The 16,616-nt window shown below is 39.9% G+C and carries 15 protein-coding genes and 1 pseudogene; 10 read left to right on the top strand and 6 right to left on the bottom strand.

The window, feature by feature from the left end:
* The first annotated feature begins 142 nt into the window (after positions 1-142).
* A complete protein-coding gene (locus F927_RS11505; RefSeq protein WP_005084830.1) occupies positions 143-2,776 on the top strand; it encodes a Lon protease family protein in 2,634 nt (877 codons plus the stop codon).
* A 64-nt stretch (positions 2,777-2,840) separates the two neighbouring features.
* Here the strand turns inward: F927_RS11505 and F927_RS11500 are convergent, their stop codons facing one another.
* The 3 genes from F927_RS11500 to surE form a co-directional block, all read right to left on the bottom strand.
* A complete protein-coding gene (locus F927_RS11500) occupies positions 2,841-3,770 on the bottom strand; it encodes a LysR family transcriptional regulator (RefSeq protein ID WP_005084828.1) in 930 nt (309 codons plus the stop codon).
* A 147-nt stretch (positions 3,771-3,917) separates the two neighbouring features.
* Positions 3,918-4,748, bottom strand: a complete 831-nt coding sequence (locus tag F927_RS11495) for a peptidoglycan DD-metalloendopeptidase family protein (protein WP_005084826.1) — start codon at positions 4,746-4,748, stop codon at positions 3,918-3,920.
* A gap of 110 nt (positions 4,749-4,858) precedes the next feature.
* The gene (surE, locus tag F927_RS11490) at positions 4,859-5,632 is read right to left on the bottom strand and encodes a 5'/3'-nucleotidase SurE (protein WP_004639644.1); all 774 of its coding nucleotides are present in this window, start codon (positions 5,630-5,632) and stop codon (positions 4,859-4,861) included.
* A 152-nt stretch (positions 5,633-5,784) separates the two neighbouring features.
* Here surE and F927_RS11485 point away from each other — a divergent pair, with 152 nt between their 5' ends.
* Positions 5,785-6,156 (top strand): MCR_0457 family protein, encoded by a 372-nt coding sequence (locus F927_RS11485; protein ID WP_005084823.1) that lies wholly within the window; start codon positions 5,785-5,787, stop codon positions 6,154-6,156.
* Positions 6,157-6,295: 139 nt separating this feature from the next.
* Here the strand turns inward: F927_RS11485 and F927_RS11480 are convergent.
* Positions 6,296-6,656: pseudogene (locus tag F927_RS11480) on the bottom strand (hypothetical protein).
* A 179-nt stretch (positions 6,657-6,835) separates the two neighbouring features.
* Between F927_RS11480 and F927_RS11475 the strand changes: the two are divergent.
* The 8 genes from F927_RS11475 to purB all read left to right on the top strand — a co-directional run bounded on the left by F927_RS11475 (position 6,836) and on the right by purB (position 13,563).
* Positions 6,836-7,231, top strand: a complete 396-nt coding sequence (locus F927_RS11475; protein ID WP_005084819.1) for an MCR_0457 family protein — start codon at positions 6,836-6,838, stop codon at positions 7,229-7,231.
* 152 nt (positions 7,232-7,383) lie between these two features.
* Entirely contained in the window at positions 7,384-8,532 is a 1,149-nt protein-coding gene (gene dacC / locus F927_RS11470) for a D-alanyl-D-alanine carboxypeptidase PBP5/6 (RefSeq protein WP_005084817.1), read from the top strand.
* 97 nt (positions 8,533-8,629) lie between these two features.
* A complete protein-coding gene (locus F927_RS11465; RefSeq protein ID WP_005084814.1) occupies positions 8,630-9,169 on the top strand; it encodes a gamma carbonic anhydrase family protein in 540 nt (179 codons plus the stop codon).
* Between the two features lie 15 nt (positions 9,170-9,184).
* Positions 9,185-9,643 carry a hypothetical protein gene (locus tag F927_RS11460; RefSeq protein ID WP_005084811.1) on the top strand — a complete coding sequence of 153 codons (459 nt, stop codon included), beginning with the start codon at positions 9,185-9,187 and terminating at the stop codon, positions 9,641-9,643.
* 100 nt (positions 9,644-9,743) lie between these two features.
* Positions 9,744-10,232, top strand: coding sequence for an NUDIX hydrolase (locus F927_RS11455; RefSeq protein ID WP_017394746.1), 489 nt, complete (start codon positions 9,744-9,746; stop codon positions 10,230-10,232).
* Positions 10,233-10,236: 4 nt separating this feature from the next.
* Positions 10,237-11,370, top strand: a complete 1,134-nt coding sequence (gene mnmA, locus F927_RS11450; RefSeq protein WP_005084808.1) for a tRNA 2-thiouridine(34) synthase MnmA — start codon at positions 10,237-10,239, stop codon at positions 11,368-11,370.
* Between the two features lie 18 nt (positions 11,371-11,388).
* Entirely contained in the window at positions 11,389-12,120 is a 732-nt protein-coding gene (hflD, locus tag F927_RS11445) for a high frequency lysogenization protein HflD (RefSeq protein ID WP_004639780.1), read from the top strand.
* A gap of 54 nt (positions 12,121-12,174) precedes the next feature.
* Entirely contained in the window at positions 12,175-13,563 is a 1,389-nt protein-coding gene (gene purB / locus F927_RS11440) for an adenylosuccinate lyase (protein ID WP_005084804.1), read from the top strand.
* A gap of 68 nt (positions 13,564-13,631) precedes the next feature.
* On the opposite strand, the gene F927_RS11435 is transcribed toward purB, so the two are convergent.
* On the bottom strand, positions 13,632-14,825 hold the full coding sequence (locus tag F927_RS11435; protein WP_005084802.1) for a hypothetical protein: 1,194 nt from the start codon (positions 14,823-14,825) through the stop codon (positions 13,632-13,634).
* Positions 14,826-14,974: 149 nt separating this feature from the next.
* Entirely contained in the window at positions 14,975-16,615 is a 1,641-nt protein-coding gene (locus F927_RS11430; RefSeq protein WP_005084799.1) for a thiamine pyrophosphate-binding protein, read from the bottom strand.
* Position 16,616 lies beyond the last annotated feature (1 nt).

The raw sequence follows: 16,616 nt of genomic DNA, 5'->3' as shown, positions 1-16,616 counted from the left end.
GTTTCTTGTCCTTGCTTGCAAGTTGCTTTATGCAACCATTGTTTTGTTTTGTCGATAAAAAACACAAGTTCGCTTGATCTTTGAGGTTAAACCCGTATAACGTTAATGACTTACATTTCGTTTTATTTGTTGGATAGCAACAGTGACCCAAAAACTTGATCAAATGACTGCAACAACTTTATCTTTAACACCAACAAACACGATTACAGCAAATATCACTGCAATTCCAAGTGCCTTTGAACAAGCAGATATACAAGCAACACTCACAAAAACAGCACTAAAAGCAAATCAGCTTACACATATTCCCGACTTGGCTAAAATTCCAAGCTCGACTAAACGGATCAAGCCGCTCAATAATTTTTTAGGGCAAGATCGCGCTCGGGCGTCAGTAGAGGCAGGTATCTCTTTACCTTATTCGGGCTATAACATCTTCGCAGTAGGAACGGCTGGTCTAGGCAAACGCACGATGATTAAACGTCTATTGCAACAGCATGCCAAAACCATGCAAACACCTGATGATTGGGTATATGTCAATAATTTCAAAAATCCAAGACAACCGATCGCCTTGCGTTTTCCAGCAGGACAAGGTTCAAAATTTCAAAATGCATTACAACAGACATGGCAAATCATCTTAAAACAGCTAGAACGTCGATTTAGTGCAGAAAGCTATCACAATCGCATCGAACGCATACGCCAAGCCACAGGTGAAGTACAACAACAAGCTTTAGCAGAACTAACAAAAGAAGGTGAAGGGCTCGACTTAAAATTAGTTTCTAGAAATGATAAGCATGTCTTTATTCCGATGTTACTTAAAGATGATGAGTATCATGAATTAACCCAACAAGACCTCAGTACGCTGAGTAGTAAAGAAAGATCTGACATTTCTTCCAATATTCGTTATATGGAGAAAAAACTTGAACGCTTAGGTCTTCATCTTGGTGATTTAGAAGATGATGCACGCGACCAAGTCTCCAGTTTAAATCGCGATATTGCTTCTCAGGTCGTAATGCCTCGTATTGAATCTATTCTAAATAAAAATAAAGAGGTCAAAGGTCTCGAATTATATTTAAAGCATTATGCTGAAGACATCATCGAAAATGTTGAATTAATTTTAGAACAAGAAGAGGATGACTTTACCCCTGCTTTGTTTAATCGCGTACCAGCTCGCTATCAAGCCAATGTCATCATTGCAAACAAACCAAATAGCGGCGCACCTGTCATTTTTGAAGACTTTCCAACCCACTACAATCTACTTGGACATGTCGAGCAACTCACGCACAACGGAACGATTACAACTGATTTCACACTAATTCGTCCAGGTTCCTTACATCGTGCGAATGGTGGTTTTTTGATGCTCGAAGCAGAGCAACTACTTGAACAACCATATGCATGGCAAGGCTTAAAGCGCGCATTAAAGTCAGGCCATCTAAAACTATCATCTTTAGAACATATGCTAACGTTGACGGGTAGTATTTCGATTGAACCTGCATCAGTACCATTAGAAATCAAAGTAGTCTTATTAGCTGAACCTGAGATTTATTATGAAATTTTAGAGGTAGAACCAGAGCTAGGCAGCGTCTTTAAAATACGTGCTGATTTCACTGATACATTACAACGTAATGACAGTAATGAACAAGCATATATGCAACTGATTGCTGACTACGTACAAGCAGATAAACTGTTACCATTTGATCGTTCAGCACTTGCTGCTTTGCTAACAGACTCAAGTCGTCAAGCCGAGGATCAAAGCTCCTTATCCTTACATGCCTCTACGCTGGGTGATTTAATTCGCGAAGCACATCATCATGCATTTAAAGCAGACGACAAAATTGTTACGCATGATCATGTTAATCAAGCATTACACCATCGCCAATATCGTTTAGGCTATTTACGCGAATTGTATTGGCAAGATTTATCTCGCGGTACACAACTGATCGAAACATCTGGACATCGTCTAGGACAAATCAATGCGCTTTCAGTGATTCATTATGCTGATGTAGAGTTTGGTTTACCTTCTCGTCTAACAGCGTCTGTCTACCAAGGTGGCGGCGATATTCTCGATATCGAGCGAAGTGTAGAACTTGGTGGTTCTTTACATGCCAAGGGTGTGTTATTGATGTCGAGCTTCCTTAAAGCACACTTTGGCCGAGAGCAAATCCTGCACTTCTCTGCTGCTTTAGCCTTTGAGCAAAGCTACGGACAGGTGGATGGTGACAGTGCCACCGTTGCTGAGTTATCTGCATTAATTTCTGCAATCTGCCAAATCCCAATCGACCAATCATGGGCAATTACAGGTTCAATGAATCAATTGGGTCAAGTCCAACCAATTGGAGGCGTCAATGCTAAAATTGAAGGCTTCTATGATGCTTGTAAACTTCAAGGATTAACAGGCAAGCAAGGTGTGATTATTCCACGTCAGAATATGCAACACCTCATGTTACGCCAAGATGTGATTGAAGCTGTAGAAGCTGGACAGTTCCATGTGCATGCGATTGATACAATTGATCAAGCATTAGAAATTCTGATGGCTCGACCAGTGGGAACACTCGATAAAAAAGGTCGATATAGTAAAAATTCCATCTATGCCGCAGTTATGGAGCAACTGGAATATTGGCAAGCAATTGAAGATGGCGAAGCTGTCGAAGATGATGAGCCTAAGAAAAAGAAAAAGCGTAAAAAAACCAAGAAAGACCAAACCGAGTCTAAATCTGTGGATGAAACAGTTGAAGTAAAATCACTTAAGTCTCATGCTAAAGTAAAAGCTAGACGCAAATAAGTAAGAAAGCCATGTTTCCAAGGAAACATGGCTTTTAAAATTTAGAGCGACATCTCGCTGATGACTAAGCAACTCCTTGTAAGGAACGTCCTCCTGGAAGTTGCGCAAAATATTGCTTCAGTGCATCAATGCAACGATGGACTTTGACTGGGTATTGTTCACGCTTTGAAGTTAATGCTTGTAATGTATACGTCGGTAATTGCCAATCAGGTAGAACTTCAACCAAAGAACCGCTCACTAATTCTTTTTGCACATCCATATACAGAATACGTGCGATCCCTAAGCCTTGCTGGCATAATGATTTAGCGACAAAAACATTATTTGTTCCTAAACGGGTTTGCATTTCCACATTCACATTTTCCCCACTCAAACCATGGCGAAAAGTGAAATGCTGAAAGTTCTGCATTAAAGTGACAGGCAGTAATTCATGGTGAATCAAATCTTCTGGTCGCGTAATCGGAGGCGATTGATTTAAATAGCTTGGGGAGGCAACCAAAATCTGATCTACACGTGCCAATGGAACGACCGTCAATTGTGGATCATCTACTTTAAGACTCATCCGAATCGCAATATCAATTCTTTCTGATATTAAATCAATATAGCGATGATCCGCTTCAAAATGAACCGCTAAACCTTTATGAGCGGACATCCAATGAGACAGCGCGGGAACCACATGCAATGCACCCAATTCTGGTGTTGTCGCAATACGTAAATCCCCAACAAGATCATCACGCAGCTCATTAATTCTAATTTTTCCACGCTCTGCTGCTGCCAACATTTCCTGACAACTTAAAAAAAATGCTTGTCCTGCCTCTGTTAAGCTCAACTTTCTAGTGGAACGATGAAGTAAGGTAACATCCATTTCTTGCTCTAATGAGCGAATTTGCTGGCTCACTGCGCTTGTTGTTATTCCTAAGTCTCTAGCTGCCCCGCTAAATGAACTTTTTTCTACAACGCAAGCAAAAACCCCCATTGCACGCAATTGATCTAACATACACATCCCTCTCAATTTATTAATATGCTTATTGTTCTAATAAAAGCAAACACATTGAGTATACAGAGAAGTCTATTGATAGACTAGTGATTATTAACAATTTGTTGAAAGTTTGTTAGGGCCTTTTAAAAGGCCCTAACAATAAAATTAGTTTGGTACAACCGTTGTTGGATTGATTGGTTTACCATCTAAACGGACTTGAAACTCTAGCATGACACGTGAAGCCCCAGATGACCCCATTTCGGCAATTTTTTGCCCTGCAGTCACATTATCACCGCTCTTGACCAACATTTTGCTGTTATGTGCATAGGCAGTGATGTAACCATCAACATGCTTCACCAAGACCAAATTACCGTATTCTTTTAAGCCGTCAGCAGCATAAACCACTTGTCCATTTGCAGCAGCAAACACAGGATCACCAACGTTGCCTCCATAGCGCGTACCTTTCACGTTACTCGCCAGATTAAATCCTTGAATCACTGGACCATTTGATGGTTTTACCCAACGTAGCCCACTTGCCAATGTTGATGGTGGTGTTACTGGAACAACAGGGCGTTGTTGTGTTGGGGTAACAGGTCTAACTGGTGGTGGCGCAACTTGCTGTTGTGTCGGAATATTAATACTTTGACGCTGAATAGGTGCTGCCTGATTCATTGCTTGTGTTGATGTGGTGCGTTGAGCGGCTGAACCTTTTAAACGTAAGGATTGATTAACATAAATTCGATATGGCGGTGCGATATCATTTATTGCTGCGATATCGAGATAGTTCATACCATAACGATTTGCAATCCCACTCAAAGTATCACCAGAACGAACTGTGTAATAGTTTGGAGCATTCACATGGCTCGCCCCACCACCACTTACTTGAGGTTTAGATGCACAACCGCTGACAATAGCCGCCGTAACAACAGCCATAGACAATACGATTGTTTTGACCATTTTTTTTGACTGAAAAATCGAGACGTGGTTTAAGTGCATCTTCGCCCTCATCGAAAAATCCTTAATCTATTTTCGCCTTAGAGTACCAAAAAAGTGAGAAAAAACGAGTATTCACGCACGATATTCACAAAGTTATAACATTCACATGACTAACCATTCACGTGATTATGCAAATTATCTAACACCTCATAGTTGGTTGCATCCATTTGAATCGGAGTAATACTGACATAGCCATTTGAAACAGCAAAAAAGTCAGATTGAATATGGCTGCTCGATGCAGGATGTCGCTCCAGTACAGCTTCTCCTGCCAAACCGATCCAAAATACTTGACGTCCACGAGGATCCACATGACTACTAATCGGCTTGGATTGTCCTCGGCGTCCTTGATAAGTTACTTTGGTGCCCTTAATTTGTTCAACATCAGGAATGTTGATATTAAAAATATGACGAGGCGGTAAAATCGGTAAGCCTTGGGCAATAAAATCATGTACCCATTGTGCAGCTCTAGCGTAATCTTGCGGCTGCTCATAAGAGCGTACATTTGAACCAGCAAGTGAGACAGCAATTGCAGGATGCTTCATTAAACGGCCTTCAAATGCAGCCCCTACTGTTCCAGAATACAATACATCATCACCCAAATTTGCACCGCTATTGATACCACTCACGACGAGATCAAATTCGAAATCAAATAAACCATTCATGGACAAATAAACACAATCTGCTGGTGTCCCATTTACTGCCCATACGTCTTTGGAAATCTGAACAGGTCGCAAAGGACGGTCGAGTGTTAAGGCACTTGAATAACCACTTCGCTCACTTTCAGGTGCAACTACAACAACACGGCCTAATGGTTTTAATGCATGAGCCAACGCTTGAAGCCCTGGGGCAAAAACACCATCATCATTTGCAATCAAAATATTCACTACGTTCTCATCTCTTCAATTTTGGGCGATTGCTACTTCAAACCTATCGGTAGAATATGTCAATAGCCCTTTTACTACTCAGTTTTCATAATTGAATTATTCCTTCAATTATATATATTTACCACTTCATAGTATTAGAAATTTATGCAGCCATGAGACATTTATCTAAATTTATTCGTATTATTGGGGTTAGCTTCTCACTTTTTACAGCTCAAGCAATTTTTGCAGAAGCAATTTCGGTTCAAGAAGCGGATGCGCTGATTAAAGATGATATCGCGAACGCTCAAGTTTTGATCGAGATGTGCCCAAAACTGATTGGGAAAAATGCTAAATTTGATCAAAACATCAATCAGATCATTGCATCGTATTTAGAAGGATATTCAAATAAATCAGCATCATTGCAAAGCCTTCAAACGGATAATGATTTTAAAATATCATTAAAAGAAGCACGAGCGGCAGCGAAAGAAGTTGATCAAGCTGAACAGAAGTCTGTTTGTGAAGATGTACTTAATTTTGAAGGTTAATTAACCTTGAATGTGGTAGCTTAGTTTAGCAATCTAAAACCAAGCTACCAATTTATATAAATAGAAAATCATATTTAAAATGCTTGATTATTTTTGATTCAGAATATTGAATCCAAGCCTTATTTATTCATCTCTTCAATTACCAAGCATTAGGTTCTCGAACCATGTGAATAATATTGGCTGGACTGCTAATCCATCCTCCTTTAAATCCTTCTGGCAAAGGTTCAATTTCATCACAGCGCGCAACGCCAGCATCATTAAGATATTTTGCAGCCTCTGAAAAATTATCAGTAAATAGTTCTAGCCAAAGCTCTGCCTGACTTATTTTAGGTGCCGTATCGATCCATAATTTTACTGGACCAAACTCAAAACCAATCTCTGATCCTTTATCCGTAATTGGTTTAAGACCAAGCACATCACGATAAAAAGCAACTGTTGCTTCAAATTGATGTGGTGGAAGCTTCAGTGCAATCAACACCACCACAAAATTTAGTTGTCATTATACTGCTCCTCATTAAGGTTTTTTTCTTGTTTTTACTAGGATTTGTCAATATCAAACGCCAAGATTGGATTTAAAATCACATTTCCTCCATTGTTCCTACAGCAAGTATACAATTTTATTTTTCGGCTATGCTAAGTTATGCAAACTATGTAAACCCTGATTTGAGTTTAGCTTGTTATGAAGAAAAATGTTTTTAAAACGCTAAGTTTGTCTTTGCTGATTGCGTCAAGTGCATTCGCATCAACTACTTTTGCAGCCAATGCAAAACAAGAGTCAGAAAATATTGATGTCACTTCAACGGTACAAAGTACAACGCAAGAAGAACTTGCAGCAATCTATGTACTTTCTGAAATTTGTCCAAAATTGATTGATGAGGATAAAAAATTTAGCCAAGGTTATGAACGCTTAGTTAAAGAATATTTACCTAAAGAATCTAAAGCTGTGGATGTATTAAATACACGAGCCAAAGCTAAAGATTTCCAAAAATTCCTCGTTGAAGCACGCAAAGATGCAAGTGCCGCAACTCAAGCGCAAAATCGTCAAATTTGCGAAGATGTTCAAAACTATAAATGAAATATTGATAACACCTTATCTGGAATCAGCGCTCCATAAGTCTTAGTTACAATACTGTATGAAAAAGCCGACTTCCCCCATAGAAGTCGGCTTTGCTTTGCCCTAAAATGCTAGGCTCATCTGCACCATATAAGATATTGGAACTACCTAGAATGACTCGAAAAAGCGCTCTTGCTGCATTATTACTTTTGCCAAGCTTTTCATATGCAGCGACTGTCCTATCTGCTCCACCAGAATTAAATAATAAATCCTATGTATTAATGGATTATGAAACTGGACAGATTCTCGCTGCAAAAAATGAAGATGAAAAACTTGCACCCGCATCTATGACAAAGATGATGACGAGCTTCATCATTGAACAAAAATTATTACAAGGCAAATTAACAGAAGACGAACATGTACGCATGAATGAATCAGCATGGTGCCGTGGCAGCAGCGCTGAATCTTGTATGTATGTTCCGTTGAATGGCACTGCGACTGTATTGGAAATGCTACGCGGCATTATCGTTCAATCTGGTAATGATGCATCAAAAGCAATGGCTGAACACATTGCGGGCAATGAAGGTACATTTGCTCACATGATGAACCAAGAAGCCAAACGTCTTGGCATGACCAATACCAACTTCGTGAACTCAACGGGTATGCCTGCGGAAGGTCATTATTCGACTGCTAAAGATATGGCGATCTTGGCTCAGCATATTATTAAAGATAGTTCGAAATATTACCCAATTTATTCTGAAAAAGAATTTACCTTTAATGGGATCAAACAAGGTAACCGTAACGCTTTGCTCTATACAGACCCAAGTGTTGATGGTTTAAAAACAGGTCACACCAGTGAAGCTGGCTTCTGCTTAACAACCTCAAGCAAACGTGGTCCGATGCGTTTGATCTCGGTGATCTTTGGTACACCAAGCATGAACGAACGTGCAAATCAAACACGTGCGTTGTTAGCTTGGGGCTTTGCGAACTTTGAAACTGCAAATGTCCAACCTGCCAACCAAGCAATCGCTAAAGCAAAAGTCTGGTTTGGTAAGGAAGATGAAGTACAGATTGGGCTAGCTGAAAACTTCAATGTGACGATGCCGAAAGGTCAAGCCGATAAAATCAAAACACAACTTGTGGTTCAACCTCAGCTCAATGCGCCTTTAGCACAAGGTCAAGTGATCGGGAAATTGGTTGCAAGTCTTGATGGCAAAGTCATCGCTGAAAAACCTTTGGTTGCACTAAAACCTGTTGAAGAAGCTGGCTTCTTTGCACGCATGATCGATCGTATCAAGCTATTCTTTAGCAGCTTTTTCTAAGCCCTGACTTTTGAATAGTTAATTTAAGCATTCAGGCTGTTTAGTCTGAATGCTTTTTTACTTTATAATTCCACTATCGTTTATCTTGGTTGATCCCATGACTAAAAACATTCGCTCTTATTTAGACCAAACACCAGATATTGATGCAAGCTGTTATATTGACGATATGTCTGTCGTGATTGGTGATGTCAAATTAGCTGAGAATGTTTCGGTTTGGCCTTTTGCGGTCATTCGTGGCGATGTGAACTCGATTCAGATTGGCAAAAATAGTAATGTACAGGATCATTGTATGTTGCATGTCAGCCATAAAAATCAATCTAAACCAAACGGTTCACCTTTAGTGATTGGTGAAGATGTGACTGTTGGGCATCATGTGACTTTACATGGTTGTACCATTGGTAATCGCGTACTAATCGGCATTAATACCGTAGTTTTAGATGACGTGATTATTGAGGATGATGTGATGATCGGTGCTGGCAGCCTAGTTCCTCCCCGTAAAGTTTTAAAAAGTGGTTATCTTTATGTTGGTAGTCCCGTGCAACAAGTTCGTCCTCTCACAGATAAAGAAAAAGCATTTTTACCCTATTCAGCACAGAATTATGTGAAAGTGAAGAATGATTATCTCTCAATAAAATAATTTTAGGCTAAATTAATGAATATTGGCAAAGAAGATTTTTATTTTTCTATTTTAGAGCAAAAAATTGAAAATAAATTCCTGTTTCCTATTAAAATTAATATTAATGGACTTTGTTTTGGCACCTTTGATTCACCTACATATATGCCGAGTTTTATTGCATCCTTAAAATCTTTAATTGAAAATAAATATTTATTAAACAATGAATTAAATAAAATCAACTTTTTAGATAAAATTTTTATAAACAATGATTTTATCGATAATTACTATTTTACTTTAGAAGAAACATTTGATGACTTCTCAAAAAGAGCAGCAAGAAATGACAGGTTTGTTTTCTTTCTATTTCAACTACATGAAGATCCTTTTTTTACATACCCTAACTTAGACGTTGGTAGAGTCTATGCCGAAAGTGTTCCAATCGATTCCGTTAAGTTTGCAGTTAAAGAGTTAATCAAATATAGAAATCAATATTTTTAGTTTTAATGCGCTAGTAGATTGAAAAGTTAATCAATACCATCCCGTAGCCAAAAACTCACAAATTTTGTAGAATACGTTTTTTAAAATCATGGTGCTTTCTATGACCGCTTGGACACCTCATGTCACAGTCGCCACTGTAGTCGAAAAAGACGGACGTTTTTTGTTTGTCGAAGAACACAGTGAGGGCTATGTACATACTGTGTTTAACCAACCTGCTGGTCATGTCGAATGCGGTGAAACCATTATCGAGGCAGCGATCCGTGAGACCTTAGAAGAAACAGGTCATCATGTTGAAGTTGATCACTTACTCGGTATTTATACCTATACACCTCCAATGTTTCCTGATCGTACCTATTACCGTTTTTGCTTTTTAGCACATGTCACTTCAGTTGAAGAAAATGCGCAACTGGATACAGGTATTGTCAGTGCAGTATGGATGAACTTGGATGAGCTACAAGAAACAGCTCGTGCACGTAGCCCATTGGTTTTAAAAGCTGTTCAAGATGCCCTCGCTGGCAAGAAATATCCTCTATCGCTTATTTATGAGCACCCTTTTTCTCCCTCATTAACTTCTCATTTGGATGCTTAATTAGATGCAACAACGTGTCATCGTCGGTATGTCTGGTGGTGTAGACTCCTCTGTTTCTGCCGCGCTTTTACTTCAACAAGGATATCAAGTTGAAGGTCTTTTCATGAAAAACTGGGAAGAAGATGATGGTACGGAATACTGCACAGCACTTGAAGACTTGGCGGATGCGCAAGCCGTAGCAGATAAAATCGGGATCAAACTGCATACAGCAAATTTTGCAATGGAATACTGGGATCGTGTATTCGAGCATTTCTTAGCAGAATATGCCGCTGGTCGCACGCCTAACCCTGATATTCTCTGTAATAAAGAAATCAAATTCCGCGCATTCCTTGATCATGCGATGACATTGGGTGCTGACTTCATTGCAACCGGTCATTACGCACGTCGTGGTACGAGTACGCAAAATTCACGTGGTGAAACTTACGCGCCATTACTACGCGGCGTTGATAATAATAAAGATCAAACCTATTTCTTACATGCAGTGCATGGCCGTGAAATCAACAAGACGCTATTCCCTGTTGGTGAAATTGAAAAACCTCAAGTTCGAAAAATCGCTGAAGAACTAGATCTCGCTACAGCCAAGAAAAAAGATTCAACAGGGATCTGTTTTATTGGTGAGCGTCGTTTTAGTGATTTCTTAAAACAATACCTCCCTGCTCAAGCTGGAAAAATTGTTTTAGACAATGGTAAAGAAGTTGGTGAACATCACGGCTTAATGTACTATACGCTGGGTCAGCGAGGCGGTATCGGGATTGGTGGTATGAAAGGTGCACAAGAAGGTGCATGGTTCGTATTACACAAAGATGTTGCCAATAACCGACTAGTGATTGGTCAAGGCCATGAACATCCATTGATGCAAAGTACGCAACTTTGGAGCGAGTCGATTGACTGGGTTGCTGGTGAACAGGAAATTCCAACATCAGGTTTCCGATGCACTGCCAAAACGCGTTATCGACAACCTGATCAAGCGTGTACAATTTACCGTGATGATCATAACGAAAATGGTATTCGTGTTGAATTTGACGAACCACAAAGAGCCGTTACTCCTGGGCAAAGTGTGGTGTTTTACTCAGGAGAGGTCTGCTTAGGCGGTGGCGTAATTCACCACACTAATGCACCTCAACCCGATTTTATCTAAGGATATTGGAAGCGTAGCATGGCGGAGTTCCCATTTCAGCCCAACCAAGCGTTGAATGTTCAACAAAACCGTGCTTTGGCATTGGCTGCAGTTTTTCAGGCAACCCAGTTGACACATATGACAGCCATGTCTGGTCAACAAAGTATTGGGGAAAGTGGTAACTTCTATTTTGAACTCCTCGTCAAAGCCAGCCTAAATATCCGTCCAACAAATAATAATGCAAAACAGACCTTAGATTTTTTTAACCAGCTTGCCGATATTTCCTTAGGATTAAAAACATTAGAAGGCTGTATTACCCAGCCTTTTAATACTGCACCAAAATCTCGAATTCCTAAACTTAGTAATACTAAACTGCCAATGTCTTATGCGATGGCATTGTTGCAGTTGGAAAAAAAGGTCTATAGCAATCCCGAATACGTTAAAATTATTGAAAAATCTCAACAAAAAATCCTCAAACAGTTGTCTTTTTTCGATAACAATTATTTGCATCCAAGTGTCATTGCCAGTTTGGCACAAACATATGTTGAAACTGCTGGGCAAATCAATCCACGTATTCTCGTTCGTGGTAATGCTGAAGCATTTAAAGATATTAATCATACCAATCGAATCCGAGCATGTTTGTTTACGGGCATACAATTGGCGCATTTATGGCGACAACTCGGTGGTAGTTCATGGACGATGGTTTTCAGAAAACGTAAGTTGTTGAACGATATTCAAGCTCTCGCTCGTTTGCAGTATCAGGTGGTTTAAACCGATGCTTCAACGAATTTATTTTTATGTTTATTCCAAGATTAAGGAATCTGTATGAATGCTTTAACCGCACTCTCACCACTTGATGGACGTTATGCAAGCAAATGCGATGCACTACGCCCTTTTTTGTCTGAGTTTGGTTTAATCCACGCTCGTGTCACTGTTGAAGTGCGTTGGTTACAAGCACTTGCAAATCGTGCAGAAATTATCGAAGTACCAGCTTTCTCTGCTGAAACCAATGCCGCTTTAGATGCGATTGTTGCTGATTTCTCTGAAGAAGATGCCAATCGTATTAAAGAGATCGAACGTACAACTAATCACGATGTGAAAGCAGTTGAATATTTCCTTAAGGAAAAAATTGCCAACATCGACGAATTAAAAAATGCAGGTGAATTTATTCATTTCGCATGTACTTCTGAAGACATCAACAACTTGTCTCATGCATTGATGCTTAAAAATGGTCGTGAAGTTTTAGTTGCAAGCATGAAGCAAATTCTGAATGCAATCTCTACTTTGGCAACCACACATGCTGAACAACCAATGTTGTCTCGTACACATGGTCAAACTGCTAGCCCAACAACTTTGGGTAAAGAAATGGCAAACGTTGCATATCGTTTAGCGCGCCAAATCAAGCAATTTGAAAATGTTGAATTATTGGGCAAAATCAATGGTGCTGTAGGTAACTACAACGCTCACCTTTCTGCTTATCCAGAAATTGATTGGGCTGCACATGCGCAAGCATTTGTTGAGTCTTTAGGTTTAAGCTTCAACCCATACACCACACAAATTGAGCCACATGATTACATGGCTGAATTGTTTGATGCATTGCGTCGTTATAACACGATCTTGATCGACTTTAACCGTGATGTTTGGGGTTATATTTCGCTTGGTTACTTCAAGCAAAAATTAAAAGATGGTGAAGTGGGTTCATCAACGATGCCTCATAAAGTAAACCCAATTGACTTCGAAAACTCAGAAGGTAACTTAGGTATCGCAAATGCGGTATTGGGTCACTTAGGTGAAAAACTTCCAGTTTCTCGTTGGCAGCGTGACCTAACCGATTCAACTGTTCTTCGTAACATGGGTGTTGGTTTTGCGCAAAGCTTGATTGCTTTTGATGCTTGCTTAAAGGGTATTGGTAAACTTGAACTCAATGCGAACCGTTTAAATGAAGATTTAGACCAAGCACAAGAAGTTCTTGCTGAGCCGATCCAAACGGTTATGCGTCGTTATAACGTTGAAAAACCTTACGAAAAACTAAAAGCGCTTACTCGTGGTCAAGCCATGACACGTGACATGATGGTGAACTTCGTAAATGGTGATGAGCTTCTTCAAGTTCCAGCTGATGAACGTGCTCGTTTAGCAGAGCTTACACCTGCAACATATACAGGTAATGCTGCTGAACAAGCAAAACAAATCAATGATTTGATCAGCAAAATCTAAGCTGACAACTCATTCATAAAAAAGCAAAGCCTCGGCTTTGCTTTTTTATTTTTCTATACTTAGGAAGTTTAAAAACTAAAACCAATATTTAAGTTGATACGATAAAGCCATTTATCACTGTTTGGAGAAACAGTTGAGGTAAAGCCCGTGGCATTGGTTGCACCACCGATAATATTGGCGTTTTTACCCCATGTATAATCCGCCCACACCATGAAAGGTGAAGCAATAAACATCATGCCAGTGGTATTCATTTGAGAATCTGACCAATCCTCACGTTTTTTATCGAAATAACTATAATCATTGTAGAAACGGATCGCTTTTAGTTTCCCCATGTCTTGTACAGGTAATGTATAAGCGAGGTTTAAACTCGCAATGGTTCCTTCGGAAGCAATGAAGTAAGCTGGCGTTAAACCATTCGCTCCCATTAAAGTCTTATCGTTGTTTACACCATCAGGATTTTTTGCATCATATTGATAATGAATCACTGAGCTTTGTAAATTAAAACGCTTGTAATTATTATCTGTATGCAGTCCCACAGCATAGTACTTACCATTTTTATCTGTGATCTTGTTGTGTAGCTGAGCAATAGCACCTGATACACCAAATTCTTGCTTGCCAAATTCGGTTTCTAACTTACGAACAATCCTTGTATTCACTTGATGACGTTTTTCATTTTGATAGCCTTGTTGTGTTGGGAATGCATTTTCAGCTAAATCATCATAGGTGGCACTTTCAGGAGAATAACGAAGATTGGTTGCGAGCATCTCAGGATAATAGCCTAGCTTCATGTCCCATTCTTTACTCTGAAAATTCCAATTCAAGCCTGGAGCGATGTTATTCCCATAACCCAAAAAGAATGGAATATGATAAGTCCAACCATTTTGTGGATAAGGATAAATTGCAAAGGGTTTATAGACAAAACCAGCTTCTATGCTGTTATTTTCATCCAAATGATAACCCACATAGGCTTTTTCTACCGAGCGCTTACCTTGATCTTGAAAGAGGTAACTGGCATTAAAATAGGCATCATCAAACTTGCCTTTCAGATCGACTCGGAAAATATCAAAATAGAGTTTTCCAAAACCACCATTTGGCCCCTCCCAATTTTCGTAACGTTGATTTAAACGCACTACGCCACCCAGTTTGACAGAATCCGTCCCATCTTCACTTTTCCATTCTAGTGCTGAACTTTGTGCAAATGCATGAGATGCTGTACCCAAATAACATGCAGTAAGCATCGCGACCATCATTGTCTTTTTCATATCATGTTCCTTCGCTTTGATACCAACCATCCTGTTGGTTCTGTTTTTTGTTTTACCTGTAAAACATAGTTTTTATCGATTTGTAGACAAAAATTTTTGCCTACAAATCATTCTTCAGCAGTGCTACTACCTAGCAATGCTGAGATGGATTAATACAATTTCTTCTGTGGAGGACCTGCAAAGTTGAGTGGCCCAATTGAATGCATATCCAGTTCAATCACACTTGGACCTTGGAAATCAACTGCTTGCTGAATCACTGTTTTAAACTCTTCTGCACTGCCGACTTTCCAGCTTTTCACGCCCATCGCCTCACCCAATGCTTGGTAATCAGGTGTGTGTAATTCGTTGAAATACTGACGACCACCGAAGTAATTATTTTGAATACCGCGCATAACCCCATAACCACCATCATTCATGACCATCAGCACCAAATTGGTATTTTCTTGCGCCATCGTCGCAATCTCACCAATACCCAACATCAAACCACCATCACCAACTAAACCGATCACTTTTTTGTCTGGATTGGCAATTGAAGCACCAATTGCTGTTGCTAAACCGAGACCAATCGCCCCTGCTAAAGAGTGAATATTTTGATTCGGTGCTTGCACTGGGAACAATCGACTGCCCCATGTACTACCTGACATCGTAATATCACGAACAAAAATTCCATCTTGTGGTAGTGCTGCACGAAGGTGATCACAGATCAACGCATATTGGTCAAGCTGTGTACGCAAAGCATTGATTGCTGCCTGTTTCGCATCGACAACAGCTGCATCATATTCAGTATCTATTTTAGATACACCTACTAAACCTGTGAGAATACGTTGCAATACATCTTTTGCATCACCACAAATGAAATTACGAATTTTGTAATTACGTTGTTGTGCAACAGGATTAGCATCGACCTGAATAATATTGTCAGGGAATTGCACTGAATAGGTCTTGGTTTCATTACTACGTAAGCGAGAACCAACAACAACCAATAAATCAGCATCTTTTAAAAGCTGTTCAACGCCTGCTGAGTTATGGAATGCACCTAGGCTACGTGGATGGTCATCTGCTAGCACACCACGCGCATGGGTTGAAGATACTACTGGAATACCCACGTCAGCAATCGCTTTGACTTCATCCACACTATTGAGCGTTCCACCACCGATCCAAAAAATTGGACGTTTGGCTTTTTTGATTTCATCAATGATCAAATCAACTTCAACTTGATCTGCTTGTGGCAATTCAAGTGCTTTGACTGGACCTAGATTCAGGGGTAAATCAATTTCTGCTGCTTGAACATCAATCGGTAGCTCAACACTAACAGGCCCCATTGGGACAGTAGTCGCTACACGAATTGCTTCACGAATCACGCCTACCGCATTGTCAGGGCTAGTAATACGAAAAGCAGCTTTGCTCGATGCACGTAAGAAAGTCAGTTGATCTTTGGTCTCATGAATAAAACTCGCATCTCGATCTAAATATTCACGTTCAACTTGACCTGTTAAATGCAATACTGGACTACCTGCATTCATCGCTTCAATCAATGAACCCACAGCATTCCCTGCACCTGCACCAGTACTGGTCAAGGCGACACCTAAACCTTTAAAGCGTGAATGACCATCTGCCATCGTCACCGCACCTGCTTCACCACGTGCTGCGACGAAACGAATTTTTTCACGACGACCGACTGCATCAGCAATTGGCAAGTTGTGAATTGAAATAACGCCGTAGATACTATCAACTTGGTGCGCCTCTAAAACACGAGCGATTGCTTCGCCTACATTTACACGTTCTGTCATT

This window comes from Acinetobacter haemolyticus CIP 64.3 = MTCC 9819 (genome assembly GCF_000369065.1).
Lineage (GTDB): Bacteria > Pseudomonadota > Gammaproteobacteria > Pseudomonadales > Moraxellaceae > Acinetobacter > Acinetobacter haemolyticus.
This window is presented reverse-complemented; position numbering and strand designations above follow the sequence as displayed.